Source organism: Rhodopirellula sp. UBA1907, assembly GCF_002337565.1.
Lineage (GTDB): Bacteria > Planctomycetota > Planctomycetia > Pirellulales > Pirellulaceae > Rhodopirellula > Rhodopirellula europaea.
This window is the reverse complement of sequence record NZ_DDGH01000058.1, coordinates 13,322-29,914: the sequence shown is the minus strand read 5'-3', so window position 1 is coordinate 29,914 and position 16,593 is coordinate 13,322. Positions and strand designations below refer to the sequence as shown.

The window sequence follows — 16,593 nt, the reverse complement described above, 5'->3', positions numbered from 1 at the left end:
CATCTGACATCCCTACCGGGATGAAAACTTGTGCAAACGAATGCGTTCCACAACACCAACCATTTCGCAGTCCAGGCGAACGCCCAGGCGGCTGATGTGGTTGTGCCCGATCCTTCCTGCCGATCTGTTGAAAGCCGGGACGAATCCTTGTCCGGCCGACTATTGTCGATCGGCGATGTGTTTCTTTTGGTGTCGAATCAATTCGTTCAATTCACCCATCGTTTCGCAGGTGCATTGGAAATGACAGATCAACATTTCGTCGGTGGAGTCGGCACCCCACGAGACCGGCTTGGGCGGCGAGTTTGGGTTCAACGGGTTGTTGGCTGAATTGTCATACCAAGCGTCCACGTGAAGGATCGTTCCCTTCTTCAATCGCACGGGTTCGGCAAACGAATACTTGCCTTGCCAATTGAAGTCCCAGTCTTTGATCCACAACAACGGTTTGGCCTCGCCATCGGGTGACTTCGACCAAACTTTCATTTCGCGGCCAAAGATATGCATGTGCGGCACCGCATCCAGCAACACCGTGTCCACGGGCAATGTGTACGTCGCGCGTTGCAAGTGGTGATTTTCGCCCGGCGGTATACGGATTCGCTTGTTGCCGACTTGGACTTCGGTGACGATCTTCTTGGCCGACGGCGGCGCGAAGTAGATCCCAATCTTCGACTTGTCTTGATGTGGTTTGCCGGTTGTGACGTAGTGGATTTCCGCCACGATATCGCTGCCCTTTGGCACAAAACGTCCCATACCCTCAGGCAATCGTCGGGGGCTCATTCCTGGAAACCAACTGCTCAGCGTGCCTTCGGGTTCAAAGCGTGGCCCGCCAAAACTGGAGTACCCCGGTGCTGGATCCGATTGGTCCAATCGTCGTCCTTTTCCTTTGGTATCCAGAAAGAAACTGGCGTGGTGAACGGATTGAGGCGTCCCAGGATGAAAATCGATCGCGTTGACCAACCGGTGTTGCTTCAAACCAGTTGGGATGACGAAGTACTGGCGAATGTCAGGGCCGCTGGATGGGATCGAGAACGTGTCGCTCATTTCCAAGACCAAATCCGGTTCACCCAGTGGCCAACCATTCGATGTCGGCACAGGGGCCGGAAGATCCTTCGGGTCGCCCGCCGGTTTGCCGTCGCGAACCCAAATGTTCAGCAATGACATCTCATGGTTGGTCAACCGTAGTTCATCTTGAAATCGCGTGAACCCAGTGGCCGGTTTCCATGGTGGCATGAACCGCGAATGCGTCACTTCCAAAATTTGGTTGGCATGACCACTGACATCGTTGTAGCTCAACAACGGAAACGGAGCCGACCCGTTTTGGCAATGACACCCTGCGCAGTTCGCTTGGATCACCGGCGCAACATCGCGTGCGTAAGTCACCTCGCCTTCGATCGCTTTGTTCGGCGGATCCTCCAACAAGCAACCGATGGGTTTGGTTTTCGGCACGTCCACCGGACGTCGAGCGATGACGGCGCGGATCGCATCTCGCAAATAAGACTTCGCAGCGTGATCCTTCTTGCGGCCAACTTGAACATGCCGGTCGTCAATCGCACCGTTGTAAAGCATCTTGCCGTTCGGCCGAATCAACATCGCCTGGGGCGTATGGGTTGGTGAAAGAGCCAAACGCAATTCGCCTGAACCGTCAAACAGCACCGGAAACTCAACTCGATAATCGACGCTATGCTTTTTCGCGTCCGATCGAGTCACCGACGGATCGGAAATCACACCGACCAGCTCGATGCCTTGTTCGCCGTATTCCGATGCGTACTCATTGAGCAACGGCAAATAACCGTTGCTGATTGGACAATGCGTGGACAAGAAGACGACCGCGACGGCTTTGGTGTCGTTGGACTGTCCCAATCGAATCAACCGGCCATCCAGGTCGAGACCTTTCAGCACTCCGGTGTGCGAAGAGTCGTTGGCAAATCCTTGATTGGAAGCGAACGGCAACAGGATGCAGACCAAAAGCATGCAAACAGCGTTCGCAGATATCAAACCAGCGCGTCGACCACGATACGAACCGATCGCGGTCCCTTGGATTTGATCGGGAACCATGCACCCACTTCATGTTTGCGGCAACGGGGCACGCCGAATGGCATGCAAGACAAGGCCGGGTAGTGTACAGGACTGGCACGCGCGAATGGGAAAGTTTGTTCCGCCAGACGACTTTGCGAAAGTTTCGGCAGCGTATGACGCTGCGGTGGAGCTGACGAGGCAGGAACAACGCGCCGTGGCGGCTAACTCAGGATACCGTCGACCACATGGGCTTCTTCGACGCCGGTCAGTTTGAAATCCAAGCCTTGGAACTTGTACGTGAAGCGGTTGTGGTCAATCCCGAGCATGTGCAACATCGTTGCGTGGAAATCACGGACGTGGACAGGATTCTTCACCGCGTTGTAGCCGAACTCATCCGTCGCACCGTAACTGGTTCCACCCTTGATTCCGCCACCGGCCAAGCAAATCGAGAAGCCCTTGATGTGGTGATCGCGTCCATCGCCTTGGGCCATCGGTGTCCGGCCAAATTCACCACCCCAAACGATCAGGGTGTCGTCCAGCATGCCTCGCTGTTTCAAGTCTTGAATCAGGGCGGCGGAGCCTTGATCGACGAGTGAGCCGGTCTTTTCAGTGCCACGCTTCACACCGCCGTGGTGATCCCAACCGCGATGGTACAGCTGGATAAAACGCACACCGCGTTCAGCCAAACGACGCGCCATCAAGCAGTTGCTGCCGAAGGACCCATCGCCAGGTTTGCAGCCATACATTTTCACGATGTGGTCGGGTTCATCGGACATGTCGGTTAGCTCAGGTACCGACGTTTGCATTCGGAAAGCCATTTCATACGCGCTGATGCGTGTTGCGATTTCCGGGTCATGTAGTGATTCGTTGCGATGCATGTTGATCCGCGCGACCGCATCGACAATGTCACGCTGTTGCGAATGATTGACTCCCGCAGGACGACCCACGTAGTGAACTGGATTTCCGGATGCGTGCATTTGAACCCCTTGCACACGACTGGGCAGAAATCCTGAGTGCCATTGTCGGGAGCTGATCGGTTGACTTTGGCCGCCTCCTTCGCTGGTCAAGACGATGAAACCAGGCAGGTCCTGTGTCTCGGCGCCCAGTCCGTACAACACCCAAGACCCCATCGACGGTCGACCACTGATTGCCGTGCCCGTGTTGAAAAAGGTGTGGGCCGGATCATGGTTGATCTGCTCGGTGTGCATGGATTTCACCACGCACAAGTCATCCGCCATCTTGGACAAATGCGGCAACACGGATGAAATCTCCAGACCGCTCTTGCCATGTTTTGCAAACGCGTGCTGGGGACCCAAGACGCGCAGGGCGCGGTTTTGCAATTGTGCAATCGGCTGGCCCTTGGTCAGCGACTCTGGCATCGGCTGACCGTCGAGTCGAGCCAGTTCAGGCTTGTGATCAAACGTTTCCAAATGACTGGGGCCGCCCGCCATGCAGAGATGGATGACGCGTTTGATTCGAGGTGGGTGGTGAATGCCTTCGGATGCCAGCGACGTGCTTTCATTCAGCATCGACGCAAGCGCAACCGATCCAACGCCGGCACGTTTCAAGAACGTTCGCCGGGCGAGATGATCATCGGTCATAGCTGGAAGAATTGCCATGGTGAATCAATACCGGTTGATGGTTTCGTGAAGGTTGAGGATGACTCGAGCGACGCTCGTCCAGGATGCCCATTCGGCCGGATCCAACTCAGCCGTCGAACTCTGTTCCCCGGCGGAAACCAAAGCCTTGGCCAAGTCGGGTTCTTGAACGTAATGTCGGAGGTGTTCTGTTTGGATTGTGCGAAGCTCTTCCGCAATGACCGCATCGATCGGCCTCGAAACAGCGGTTCGATATGCCCACTCGATGCGTTCATCGACCGTGGTGCCGCCCTCACGCATGATTCGACTGGCGAACATCGTTGCGGCTTCGATAAATGTCGGATCATTCAGTAGTGTGAGGGCCTGCAACGGGGTGTTGGATTGTGCACGGATCGCGGTGCATTCTTCTCGGCTGGGGGCGTCGAAGGCTTTCAGCATCGGATGCAGGAACGTCCGTTGCCAGTGCGTGTAGAGACCGCGTCGATATTGGTTGTCGCCTTGATCCGGGACGTAATTTCGTCTGGGAAAGTTCAACTGATCGTAGTAACCCTCCGGCTGATACGGCTTCACGCTCGGTCCACCGATTTCCTCGACCAACAAACCGCTGATCATCAACGCCGTGTCGCGGACCATTTCAGCACTGACTCGGAACCGCCCCTGCCGCGCGAACAATTCGTTGAAAGGATCGAGTGCCTCCAAATCGGGCGATGCGTTGGAGGTTTGACGATACGTGGCGCTCATCGCGATTTGTTTTAGAAGATGCTGAATGTCCCAACCGGATTCAATCAATTCCACGGCCAAGTGATCCAGCAATTCGGGGTGACTTGGAAAGGTGCCCTGTCCACCCAGGTCATCGACGCTGGAGCAGATCCCTCGTCCAAACATCAAGTACCAAAGACGGTTCACCATCGTCCGAGCTGTCAGAACGTTTTCGCTGTCACAGAGCCAGTTGGCGAGATCGAGACGGGTGGCGCGTCGTTCGCCGATTTGAAGTTCGCCCAAGAATTCGGGGATGGCTGGCTGAACGATTTCCCCCGACTCATCCATCCAATTTCCGCGGTCAAGGATTCGGATCTCACGCGGTGCAACGGCTCGTGAGATGACCATGGTCGGGATGGATTTTTCAAACTCAGAGACCTGTGCTCGAGCCAGCTTCAACGTTTCTGCTTGCTCCGTGATCAGCGGGTCATGCTCAACGAAGTAGTCACGCAGTTGCTTGATCTGATCTTTTGTTCTCGCCTCCACATCAACCAGCAAAGCAGCCCGGACTTCGCTCGGAAAACCGTCCGTTTCAATCCAGCCCGCCTGGTCCCAGTGGACGATGCCATCGAACTGGGTGAACGCCATTCCATAAATGGTCTTGCCAGGTACGAAGCCGACGTCAGCGGCCGCCACACTTAGGCGGATCCATTTTCCAGCTTCGGGCAAATCTCCCATGCGTTTGTGTCCGTGCCAGCTTTGAGGCTTGGCACCAAACCCGACCTTGTCGTCTCCCCAAAATGCCCGGTGGTCCCAACCGCTTGGATCATCTGGGCCGCCGTGCCACTGCAACATGATTGTTTTTGGCGGCGACTGAGGATCAAGGTAGACCCACGCAAACAACTCCGTGTTCGCTTTGACTTCGATTGGTTCCTTCGCGTCAGTGAACAGGTGCTGGATGACTCCGTTGCCGGTCTGACGCCGCGAAGTCTCTCCGCTGTACACCGGATGTTGATCGGCGGTCACATGATTCCATTCGCCCGACTTTGTTCCACCTGCTGACAATTGGTCATCGACCCAGGTGTGTTCTTCAGCTTGGGATTTTGATTGTTTGATCGATTCAATCGCCCGGGCTTCCCATTCAGGCAGGGACGCCAATTGCTCTTGGGTGATCGATTCAAGGCTGGTTTCGGCTTGTGTCACTTTTAGTCGCAAGGCATCGAGTTGTGCCTGCTGTTCTTCGTTGGGAACCGGGATCTGTGGAGGCCGTTCACGTTGTGAATACTTGCCCCTTTCTTCGATGTCAGCGAAGAACGCACCGAGAGAATAGAAATCCTTTGCGGTGTAAGGGTCATACTTGTGATCGTGACATTGAGCGCACCCCACCGTTGCTCCCATGAAAACCTGGGACACGTTTCGAACACGATCGGCAAAGTAGATCGAAAGGTACTCTTTGGGTTGCGCGCCACCCTCTTCCGTCGTTTGATTCAATCGGTTGTATCCCGAGGCTACCAATTGATCGATCGTGGGGTTGGGAAGCAGGTCGCCGGCAAGTTGCTCACGAACGAACTGGTCGTACGGCATGTTGCTGTTGAACGCGTCGATCACGTAGTCACGATACGGTGAATGCGAAACGTTTTGATCGCCGTGATACCCCACCGTGTCGGCGTATCGCACCAAGTCCAACCAATAGATCGCCATGCGTTCGCCAAAACGACTTGACGATAGCAGGCGGTCGATAAGTCGTTCATAGCTTTCGTTGCTGTGGTCCTTTTCGAACGCTTCCACTTCCTCGGGTGTCGGTGGAAGGCCAGTCAGATCAAGCGACAACCGACGAATCAATGTGGTCGGGTCCGCTTTCGGCGATGGGGGCACCGACGCGTCTTGCAGTCCGCGGGCCACAAACTGATCGATCCAGTTTTCTCCCCATGTTGTGCTCACAGCAGGCGGCGCCACATTGCGTGGCAAAGGGGGGTAGGCCCAGTGAAGTTCGTACGGTGCACCCTCGTTGATCCAACGACGCACCAAGTCGATCTCGGCGTCGCTGAGAGGTTTGTGCAATTCCGATGGAGGCATGACGAGGTCGTCATCGTCAGACGTGATCCGCAAAAAGATCTCGCTCGATTCTGCGTCCCCGGGAACGATTGCACCAAACTCCATTGCCGCTTCGCGAACGTCCAATCGCAGTCCTGCTTCAACAGTGTTTGCATCGAGTCCGTGACAAGCAAAACAGCGGTCCGTCAGAATCGGTCGGATGTCTCGATTGAACGAGAGTGGACGATCGGTCGCGGAAACAGCGATTTGAGCCTCATCGCTCGGTTCGGCCGAAACAACGTTTTCCACAAAACCGACCGCGAAAGCGATGGTTAGTAGCAGACCAAGGAGGGAACGCATTCAAGAAGTCCGAATGGTTTGGTGGGGAGGGAATCGGCTGGTCGGGGACGCATCGCCGCAATCACGACGTTGCGATTCATGTAGTGTAAACGAAAGGGCTCACAATCACTCGAGTGCTTCACTGGCGGCGAAGTTCGTGCCCCCCGCTTTGGAAGTTCTTCCGGTGGAATCGGCACTTCCCATCGCTCCGCTGGCGTCCGAGGTGCACCGGGTTGCTCTCAGCCGAGCTTGCCGATTTCCAATCCAAACGCTGACAAATCCTGGTTGGCAAACGCGGCGGATTAGGGACCTTGATCACTGATTAAATGCCGACCAAATGGTTGACTTCGCGTCAGACGGATGCCTCGGGACGTGTGCGATGTCATTGGTTACCTTAGCGGGCATGAAGCTTCCCAAGTTCTTTCGTCGTTTCGGTCCCGGCCTGCTCGTCACGGCAGCTTTTATTGGGCCGGGGACCGTCACCAAAGCCACGACGGCAGGTGCCAACTTTGGCCACACACTGTTGTGGGCGGTGGGTTTCTCTGTGATCGCGACGATCGTCTTTCAAGAAATGGCGTCGCGATTGGGGATCGTCACCGGTCGTGGTTTGGGGGAGGCGATCCGTCCAACCATCCGCAACGCGTTCGCCCGTGGATTGGCCATTGTGCTGGTCGTCTCGGCAATCATCGTCGGAAACGCTGCCTACCAAGCGGGCAATATCGCCGGTGCCGCGGTGGGTATTTCAGCCGCAACGGGAATGCAGCAACAAGCTGTCCTGCCGATCGTGATCGGCTTGGCAGCCTGGGGTATCTTGATGATCGGCCACTATCGATCGCTGCAGCGGATTTTGGTCGCGTTGGTGGTGACGATGAGCAGCGTGTTTTTATTGACCGCGTTCAGTGTTCCGATCGATTGGCGATCGTTCGCGCTGGGATGGATCAAGCCGACCATCCCCGATGGCGGATTGAAAGAAGTCTTGGCGATCATCGGCACGACGGTCGTGCCCTACAACCTGTTTCTCCACGCCACCGCATCGGCCGAGAAATGGTCCGGCGAGAAGGAATCCGTCAGCGACGAAACCGTTCGCGACGCGATTCAGCAAAGCCGCGGCGACACGATCCTTAGTGTGGGCTTGGGCGGATTGGTGACCGCCGCCGTGATGGCCACGGCCGCCGCCGCTTTCTTCAGGAGTGATGCCGGATTCACGAACCTTGCCGACGCCGCACGACAACTCGAACCGCTGCTTGGCAACCATGCGAGATGGCTGTTCGGTGTGGGGCTGTTTGCCGCGGGGTTGACCAGCACCATCACCGCTCCGCTGGCCGCCGCTTACGCCGCTGCCGGTTGTTTTGGCTGGCCCATCGATCTGAAAGACTGGCGGCTGCGAACGGTCTTCACCACCGTGATTGTGTTTGGCACTTCGTTCGCCGCCAGCGGTTCCAAGCCCACGGACATCATCACGTTTGCTCAAGTCGCCAACGGATTGCTGTTGCCTTTGCTCGCTATCTTCTTGCTCGCGGTCATGAACAATGCGGCGTTACTCGGCAAGCACCGCAATCAATGGATTGCTAACACGCTCGGCGTGCTAACGGTTGTCGTCGTCACTGTTCTTGGGTTACGTAGCCTCGGCAGCGTTCTCTTCGCAGGTTGATCTTTCACGGTTCGAGCGCTTCAACTCGCTCGCTTGAGCGTGCTGCTGCAGCTACGATGCAGAGACCCGCATTCCCTCCCTCCAAGGAGGTCGTGCAGTATTTGAGTGCTGTGTTCGTGACGTCTTGCAAACCCCGCCCGCGCAGCGGGAGGGGTCGGGAAACGAGCGTTCAGTGAGATTTCCGGGGGAGCATCTGCAACCATACAAGGGCAACGCGCGCCACCTCCCATGCCTGGCCCCCTCCCTCGCGTACGCCTGGACGGCGTCGCTCGACCTCCCCCCAAACTTCGTTTCGGGAGAGGTACGGTGCGCGAAAGCAGCATAAATACCTGCATCAACAAACTGCACGACCTCCAAGACAAAGAGCCAACTCCATGTGGCAGGTAGCCATCCGACGATTCCAAGACGCCCGCGTGCCGATGATGGTCGCACTTTTGTTGACGGCAACGCCCTTGTTTCAGACGGTTGAAGCGGGCGACCGCCCCAATATTCTCTGGCTTTCCGCAGAAGATATCAGTCCCCACATCGGTTGCTATGGTGACCCGCATGCCATCACGCCACGCATCGATCAACTCGCCAAGGAAGGCATTCGATACTCCAACGCGTTCACCACCGCCGGCGTTTGTGCCCCGTGTCGCAGCGGGATCATCACCGGGATGTATCAAACGACTCTTGGGACGCAGCACATGCGTTGCCAAACGAAGCTTCCGAAGAGCATCCAGCCGTTCTCAACCTATTTGCGTGAGTCGGGATACTTTTGCACCAACAACTCCAAGCAGGATTATCAATTCGCGACTCCGGAAGGTTCGTGGGACCAGTCGTCCAACAAGGCTCACTGGCGGAATCGACCGGACCAGGACACGCCCTTTTTTGCTGTTTTCAACTTCACGGGCTGCCACGAATCTGGAATCGAGAATGATTCGAAATACAAGTCCGTCACCGAAGGCCTTTCCGAAAGTGAACGGCAGAACGCTTCCGAGCTCTCGACGTTCCCGCCGTATTGTCCGGACACGCCAGCCGCTCGTGAAGACTGGAAGCGAAACTACGAACTGATCACGGCGCTCGATCATTGGGTGGCCGGGTTGCTCGACCAACTCCATGCTGACGGATTGGACGAAGACACCATCGTGTTCTTCTGGTCCGACCATGGCGTTGGGCTCCCGCGAGCGAAGCGTTGGCTCTACGACTCCGGCACGCACATCCCGTTGGTCATTCGTATCCCGGCCAAGTTTCGATCCAACGGCAAGGCCGCCGGGGTCGTCGATGACCGATTGGTGAGTTCAATCGACTTTGGTCCCACCGTCTTGAATTTGGCGGGGCTGGATGTTCCGAAGCCCATGCAAGGCAAGCCGTTCCTGACCAGTCCTTTGAGCAAGCTGGAGGCCGTCGACCGGGACTACGTTTACGGCGCTCGCGATCGGATGGACGAACGTTACGACATCATTCGAATGGTGCGTGATCAGCGATACAAATACATCCGCAATTACGAACCGTTGAAGCCTTACTTTCAATACATGAACACGCCCGAGAAGGGGCAAACGATGCGGTCGATTCGCGAGGCTGAGCAGGCCGGAACGTTGCCACAAGCAGCCATGCCTTTCTTCCGCGGAACGAAACCCACCGAAGAGCTTTACGACCTCGAGAATGATCCTCATGAGATCCACAATCTCGCGTCGTCTTCGGATCATACGGAGGCGCTCCATCGCATGCGTGCGGCGCACGAGCAGTGGGTGACCCGCACCAAGGACTTGGGGCTCATCCCAGAGCCGATTCTCGCCGAACGCGCCAATGAACTGGGAAGTCAGTACGCCGTCTTGCGGCAATCGGACGACAGCGAGCTCGCGAATCGTGTCGCCGCATCGGCTCTCGCCGCATCCGAAGGCCCCGGAGCTCTTCCTGAAATGCGAGCCGCACTCGACGACAGAGATTCTGCAGTGCGTTATTGGGGAGCAACTGGGATCGGAAACGTTTTCGCTCGCGGCGAGATCGACAAGCTGCCGTATTTGATGGATCTGCAAGAACGGCTTGCCGACGAATCCGCGACGGTACGAGTCGCAGCGGCGCGTGCGCTTTGCCATTCCGGCAATCCCGAAGCCACGAGCAAGGCTCTTGCTGTTCTCGCGGAGACATTGGCGGACGGAGCGCAGTGGGAGCGACTGCAAGCTGCGATAGTGCTCGACGAGATCGATGAGAAAGCGTTGCCGGTCATCAATTCGATGCGAGAAGCACTCAAGCCAAAGCGAAAGTTATACGCCGATGGCAAGTACACCGTCCGCGTGATCAACCGCGCTCTCAACGAATTGAACGGCACCAACCACACTGTCAAATAGCGGGACCAAATAAAGGGCAGGGCGGGGCGAAATCACGTGTTCGTTCGTGCCTGTGCGGCCAGGGTTTGTTTCGTTTGTCTTGCTGAGTAGTGCGTTTCAAGATTGAAGGCTGATCTATGAATTCGATTGAAAATTGGATCGCTCTTCGTAAACGCAACCGAAACTGGTCCTGTTTCGCGATGTTGTTGTTTCCGTCATTGGCAACGCTGACTTACGCCGTTGTGCGACAATTCTATTGGCAGCCATCGGACCTCTATTGGTTCCTGCTGTACTTCACTTATTCACTGCACGGAATTTTTTATGGCGTGTTTACAACACAGCTTGTGATCTGGTGGCATTGGCGACCCAGAACACCAGGGAGATGGCAGACCGCACTCTTGTTGTTGTTCGTTTACCTGCTGGGGATATACATCACCAGTATTTTTCGGGCGACGTCTGGTTCGATTGGTTTTGTCCCCGCCAGTCTAATTAGTTTGGGATACGGCTTGGCTGGTATCGCAACGCACTGGTTCGCTATCGTGGCAACTGGGGTGTTCAACACGGCTCACATCGTTGATCTAGCATCTCGCACCGGACAATCCACCGAGTCGAATTGTGATCGAGACGATAAGAATGTTGGGTCAGTGGAAGCATCCGAAACACAAGCCTCGGCAGGTTCACGGCGAGAGTCCTTCTCAATCGCAACATTGATGTTGGCAACATTGGTGTCCGCCTTGATCTTTGTTCTGCTGCGATGGACGCGTGAGGTTTACAGTGCCAGCGGTTTTGCTGGAGGCTATCCCGATTCGGATGTAGGACAAATTGCGGGGTTGTTGAGTTCAGCATTTGCGAACTCGTTGTGCATGCTTGCTGCTGTGAACTGGTTCCGCAGGCGTGTTGTTTGGATTCCGTTTGTACTGATCCTGGCTGGGCTGAGTCTGTCGGTGGCAGGAAGGTTTGTGGGAATGATTTTCGATGGTGCACAGGCGACTTCGTTGGATGCCGGGACTTTGTTCGCAATTGTCCTGGATGCCGCCGGCATGTTGTTGCTACACGGATGGCTGCTACAGAGGTGGAGTCGAGCAGGCTACCGATTCGAGTGACAACAATTCGAGGGATTCCACTCCGGAAGCAAGATGGTACCAGCCGTCCGCAGGAAACGATTTTGTGCCACGCGAACAGTGGTATTACGACGAGAGGCAACGTGTCTCCGCGGCGTGGTTCTTTGACCCCATCGGGGTCAGTTTTCCTGTTTTGATCTCCGGGGGTGCGCTTCGCGACCCCCGGCTACCATCTTTCACCGCTTCGCGGTGGTCGGATGCGATGGCCCCATCCGGGGCGAACGTTCCTGCATGGCTCCGGAGGAGTCCGCGTTCATAGCTCGGGGCGGAAAGCCCCGAGAGGACAATCAACAACCATCCAGCCGCCCCGAACGGGGCCGTCGAAATGTATTTCAGATCACGTCGGTTGTGGTCTCGTTGGTCCGGCGAGACTTCCACCCAGATATCCCATTGGCAAGTACGCTCCAACCAAGTCCAAGACGATGAACCAGAGTGGGCCGCCGAAGCTCGCGGCCATCGTGATGCCGCCCAGCAAAAAGAACGCTCCAATGCCAAGTGCGAACTTCATCTTGTGGCTCGCAGCGATCTTGGCGGCAACGAATGCGCCAACGAGCGTGCCCAAAGCGTGAGCCAGCCATGGTGCGAAGAAGTTCGCTGGTTTGAGAAGCTTGAGATTCTCGGCGAACTGGTCCATGTTCGACATGTCCACCCCGTCGGGGAGCGGAATCACCATCGGGCCGACGGTGACAATCGCCATGTTGAGCACGCTCCCCAGGAAGAGGCCCGCGACGACAGCCAGGCTGTTTCTCAGAATCGTGGGCACTCTGCGGCTCCGTGGATGCACTGGGCTGGGGTGATGTTCTGTCAACGCATAGCTTTCTGAGAACCAGTGTAGTGGCTCGACGGAATTCGGATGGCATGATGGAGCCGCCCTGATTGGATGGAGTGCTTCTGTGCCACGCGAATTGTCGTGTCACAACGAGGGGCAACGTTCTTCTTCGGTGACGTTCTTTGACCCCGTAGGGGTCAGTTTGGTGAGTTCGTTTTTGTTCCGGGGGTGCGTTTCGCGACCCCCGGCTACCGTCTTTTGCCGCTCCGCGGTGGCTTCCGTGACGACGACCCCGACCGAGGCGGATTGGCTCCGGAGGAGTCCGCGTTCATAGCTCGGGGTGGAAGCCCCGAGAAAGAAAAGGCAAATCAACGAAGGCGGGGAAGGGCAGGGCAGGTGGGAGAACCGTGCCGCGAGGAAATGGCGGGTGACCAGACGTGTCACGGGGTGAGGCGATGATAGATGGGTTATCTTGCGCCCGCCGGGAAGAAAAGGAGCTCACACGCTATGTTGTCTGATTCATCGATGCCCGATCTGGGCGAATCAATTTTGCACTTCCCTCCTTTTGCCGCCGCACCCGTGCCCGCTGACTCGTCCGAACCAACCCAGAACGAATTGTTCGAAACCGATCCTCCCCCGTGGGAGTTGACGGTCGGCGAGGACGTTCAGCTCGCGTCAATCGTGTTCGCTCGATCGCCACACGGGCCCTACGATTACCGAATCCCGGACGAATTGCTGGATGTCCTCCGCCCTGGGATGCGTGTGGGCGTGCCGCTGGGGCATCGGAAAAAGCCCACTCCGGGTTGGTGTGTGTCGATCAAGACCGGCAACGCGGCACAGCAAAAACTTCGCGACGTGGCCGAAGTCATCGACGACGAACCGCTGTGCGATGCGGCCCTGGTTCGCTTGGTCATGTTTATCGCTCACTACTACCAAGTTCCGGCTGGCCAAGTTTTTGACACGTTGATTCCCGCCAGTGTTCGCGACAACGCGGGCACGCGAAAGACGACTTACTTTCGACCGGCTGCAGGGCTGACCGAAGAGCAGATTGCCAAGCTGCCGTCCAAGCAGCAGTCGGCGATGCGGTTTCTGATTGCTCAAGATCGGCCGATGACCGCGGCCGAAATCGCGATCATGGCTGAATGCACCGAGGACCCGATTCGGCGTCTGCGAAAGAAAGAGTTCTTGATCCCCGAAGTGCGACGAGAGCTCAGCCAAAACATCCGCATTCGGGCTCAGTCCAACGATGGCGAAGCCAGAAAAACGCATGAGCTGACGGCGCAACAAGAGAACGCGTTGTCTCGGATCAATTCAGCGGTCGACAGCGGCCGCGGGCGGACGTTGTTGTTGCACGGCGTGACCGGCAGTGGCAAAACGGAGGTCTACATCCAGGCGATTGAACACGTCGTCAAGCAAGCCGGATCGGCGATCGTGTTGGTGCCCGAGATTAGCCTCACCCCACAAACCCGTGGGCGATTCGAAGATCGTTTCCAGAACGTCGCGGTGTTGCACAGCCAAATGTCCGCATCGGAACGTCACTTCCATTGGCAGCGGATTCGTCGAGGAGAAGTCCAAGTCGTCATCGGGCCTCGCAGCGCCGTGTTTGCGCCGCTGCCGAACTTGGGACTGATCGTGATCGACGAGGAACACGACACCTCGTTCAAACAAGACAAGCAGCCTCGCTATCACGCTCGCAAGGTGGCTCACGCCCGAGCGATGGCACTGGGCATTCCATTGGTGCTCGGATCCGCGACGCCGTCGATGGAAGCTTGGCATGCGACGCAAACCGGGCACGCGGAACTGGTCACGATGTCGGAGCGTGTTGGCAATCGTCCGATGCCAGATGTCCAACTGGTGGACTTGCGAGTCAAAGAGGAACGCGGCAAGGGCGGCGCGATCAGCCGACCCTTGCACGCAGCGGTGCTGGAAACGCTGAAAGAAAAAGGCCAAGCGATTCTGTTGCTCAACCGACGTGGTTACGCGACGACGATCCAGTGTCCCGCTTGCGGCACCGTGTGTGCATGTCCCGATTGTGACATGCCGCTGACTCATCACCGTGACGGTGGCAAGGCGATGTGCCATTACTGCGATTACACGATCCCGACGCCGCCTTGGTGTCCGGCGTGTCGCTTCGATGGGATTCGCTACGGCGGTTTGGGCACGCAGAAATTGGAGATGGAAGCCAAGGCTCGCTTCCCCGATGCCCGCATTGCTCGGATGGATAGCGACACGATGAAGCGGGCGGGCAGTCACCAACGGGTGCTGTCGGAGTTTCGTGCCGGCGAGATCGATGTGTTGCTCGGCACGCAGATGATCGCGAAAGGTTTGGACTTTCCCAACGTGTTGTTGGTTGGCGTGATCAACGCGGACTCAGCGTTGCATTTCCCTGACTTTCGAGCCGCCGAACGAACGTTCCAGTTGGTCACCCAGGTCGCTGGGCGAACTGGCCGTGGCGATCGTGGCGGCCGAGTGATCGTGCAGACGTTCACGCCGGAGCACCCAGCGATTCAAGCCGCGGCGAGGCACGACTATTTGAAGTTCGTCGAGGACGAAATGGTCAACCGCAAGAAGTTCAATTACCCGCCGCTGGGCAGCGTGGCGCGGATCATCATTCGCGGTCCACTGGAAGACAAAACCGAATCTGTGGCCGATGCGATTGTGGATCGCTTGGAAAAGGCTCGCGATTTACTCAATGCGGAGGTCCGTATTCTTGGTCCGGCACCACCACCGATCGTCAAAATCAGCGGCAAGTATCGGTTTCACTTGTTGCTTCAGGCCACGGAAGCAGCGGTCGTCGGCGAAGTCATCCGGCGAGGTTTGGCGGATTTTAAGGTCGATCCCAAAGAGGAAATCGAGTTCTTGGTCGATATTGATCCCGTCAATTTGATGTGATGGTGGTGTAAGCAGATTGGCTTTTTGATTTTTGAACCACGTAATCGTTGGTGCTTTGTTGCGATCACGGCTTCGATATGGTCTTTGCGGTTGGCCGCATGCGCAAATCGGCGCTTTCTAATTTTCACATTGCTTGACGTTTCCAAGGGGTGCTACTGACGAAGGTTGTTGAACTTCCTTCAGATGAGGGAGGGAATCTGCAACTCTCCTAACTAACTTGGAATCGACACATGGATGTGTTGCATTGTTTTGGAACAGCCGATCCGCTGTTCGATGTGGTTCAAGAAATTCGTCGTGATGGGGCCGAGCAAACCCTCTATCACTACGACGAATACAGCAACCATTACATCTTGATGTGGCAAGGTCAGCCGCTCGGCACATTGACAATGTTGGCCGCCGCGAATGGTCGGTTGGATTGCGAAGACCATTACCCAACGGTCCTGTTGGAACATCATGGCGATGAATTATTCGCGTCGTGCAAATTGCGGATTCGACGTGGACCGAGCACGCCCATTGCAGCACTTCGAACGCTGGTGCGTGGTTCTTGGGCGCATCAATTGGCAAATGGGAATCGGATCTCAATCGCGAATGCTGATGTTCGTATGAAAGCCTTTTATCGGCGGATGGGATTCACTTATCTGCCGGGATTTGATTTCGTTCATCCGGAGTTGAAAACGCAGAGCATTGTGTTGTTGATGGCGGCCGATGCGAGGGGACGTTCGTATTGCCAGGACATGTTTGCCGAGCTCGCCAAACAATCGGATCAGCCCGCACTCGTTGAGATGTGTTGCGGTTCGTTTGGTGAAACTGGTTCGCTATCAAGAGCCGACTCACTCGGATTGGCGGCGGTAGCATGAACGGCAAAATCCTTTCCTACTCGGCTGGTTCCACCTCGTTGGACCCTTTCAAGTTTCGCGTCATCGAAGCACAGAAACCAACGGACAAGATGTCGCGTCTGGCATCCATCTTCCCAGACCTTCAGCCGTTCTTTGTTGATCCGTCTCAATCATTGGTGGTCGATGCGTATCCGGCTGCCTTGGGTGGCATGGACGCGATGACTCGTGTCATTACATACCTGCATCCGCCCACCTGTATTCGTGCATTGCGGTTGGCGACAGCAGAGAAGCGGCGGGTAGTGTTCATCGCTCAGCCTTTGGCGGGAGCAGAT

9 protein-coding genes and 1 pseudogene are annotated in these 16,593 nt (G+C 56.5%); 6 read left to right on the top strand and 4 right to left on the bottom strand.

What is annotated here, in order from left to right:
• Positions 1-159: 159 nt before the first annotated feature.
• The 3 genes from B2R17_RS12855 to B2R17_RS12845 form a co-directional block, all read right to left on the bottom strand.
• Positions 160-1,968: a thioredoxin family protein gene (locus tag B2R17_RS12855; RefSeq protein WP_286764295.1), complete on the bottom strand. Its 1,809-nt coding sequence runs from the start codon at positions 1,966-1,968 to the stop codon at positions 160-162.
• A gap of 266 nt (positions 1,969-2,234) precedes the next feature.
• Positions 2,235-3,614 carry a DUF1501 domain-containing protein gene (locus tag B2R17_RS12850; protein ID WP_286764296.1) on the bottom strand — a complete coding sequence of 460 codons (1,380 nt, stop codon included), beginning with the start codon at positions 3,612-3,614 and terminating at the stop codon, positions 2,235-2,237.
• 24 nt (positions 3,615-3,638) lie between these two features.
• Complete coding sequence (locus B2R17_RS12845; RefSeq protein WP_286764294.1) at positions 3,639-6,704, bottom strand: PSD1 and planctomycete cytochrome C domain-containing protein; 3,066 nt, start codon at positions 6,702-6,704, stop codon at positions 3,639-3,641.
• A 382-nt stretch (positions 6,705-7,086) separates the two neighbouring features.
• Here B2R17_RS12845 and B2R17_RS12840 point away from each other — a divergent pair, with 382 nt between their 5' ends.
• From B2R17_RS12840 to B2R17_RS12830, 3 genes are all read left to right on the top strand, one after another.
• Positions 7,087-8,334: an Nramp family divalent metal transporter gene (locus B2R17_RS12840; protein WP_339887449.1), complete on the top strand. Its 1,248-nt coding sequence runs from the start codon at positions 7,087-7,089 to the stop codon at positions 8,332-8,334.
• A 374-nt stretch (positions 8,335-8,708) separates the two neighbouring features.
• The gene (locus B2R17_RS12835; protein ID WP_286764292.1) at positions 8,709-10,664 is read left to right on the top strand and encodes a sulfatase-like hydrolase/transferase; all 1,956 of its coding nucleotides are present in this window, start codon (positions 8,709-8,711) and stop codon (positions 10,662-10,664) included.
• A 116-nt stretch (positions 10,665-10,780) separates the two neighbouring features.
• On the top strand, positions 10,781-11,746 hold the full coding sequence (locus B2R17_RS12830) for a hypothetical protein (RefSeq protein WP_286764291.1): 966 nt from the start codon (positions 10,781-10,783) through the stop codon (positions 11,744-11,746).
• 355 nt (positions 11,747-12,101) lie between these two features.
• Here B2R17_RS12830 and B2R17_RS12825 read toward each other — a convergent pair whose 3' ends face one another.
• Positions 12,102-12,527 (bottom strand): hypothetical protein, encoded by a 426-nt coding sequence (locus B2R17_RS12825; RefSeq protein WP_286764290.1) that lies wholly within the window; start codon positions 12,525-12,527, stop codon positions 12,102-12,104.
• A gap of 513 nt (positions 12,528-13,040) precedes the next feature.
• Between B2R17_RS12825 and priA the strand changes: the two genes are divergently transcribed.
• From priA to B2R17_RS12810, 3 genes and pseudogenes are all read left to right on the top strand, one after another.
• Complete coding sequence (gene priA / locus B2R17_RS12820) at positions 13,041-15,425, top strand: replication restart helicase PriA (protein ID WP_286764289.1); 2,385 nt, start codon at positions 13,041-13,043, stop codon at positions 15,423-15,425.
• 230 nt (positions 15,426-15,655) lie between these two features.
• The gene (locus B2R17_RS12815) at positions 15,656-16,282 is read left to right on the top strand and encodes a hypothetical protein (protein ID WP_286764288.1); all 627 of its coding nucleotides are present in this window, start codon (positions 15,656-15,658) and stop codon (positions 16,280-16,282) included.
• Positions 16,279-16,593 (top strand): annotated as a pseudogene (locus B2R17_RS12810) (hypothetical protein); the annotation flags it as partial. The gene B2R17_RS12815 and the pseudogene B2R17_RS12810, both read left to right, overlap by 4 nt.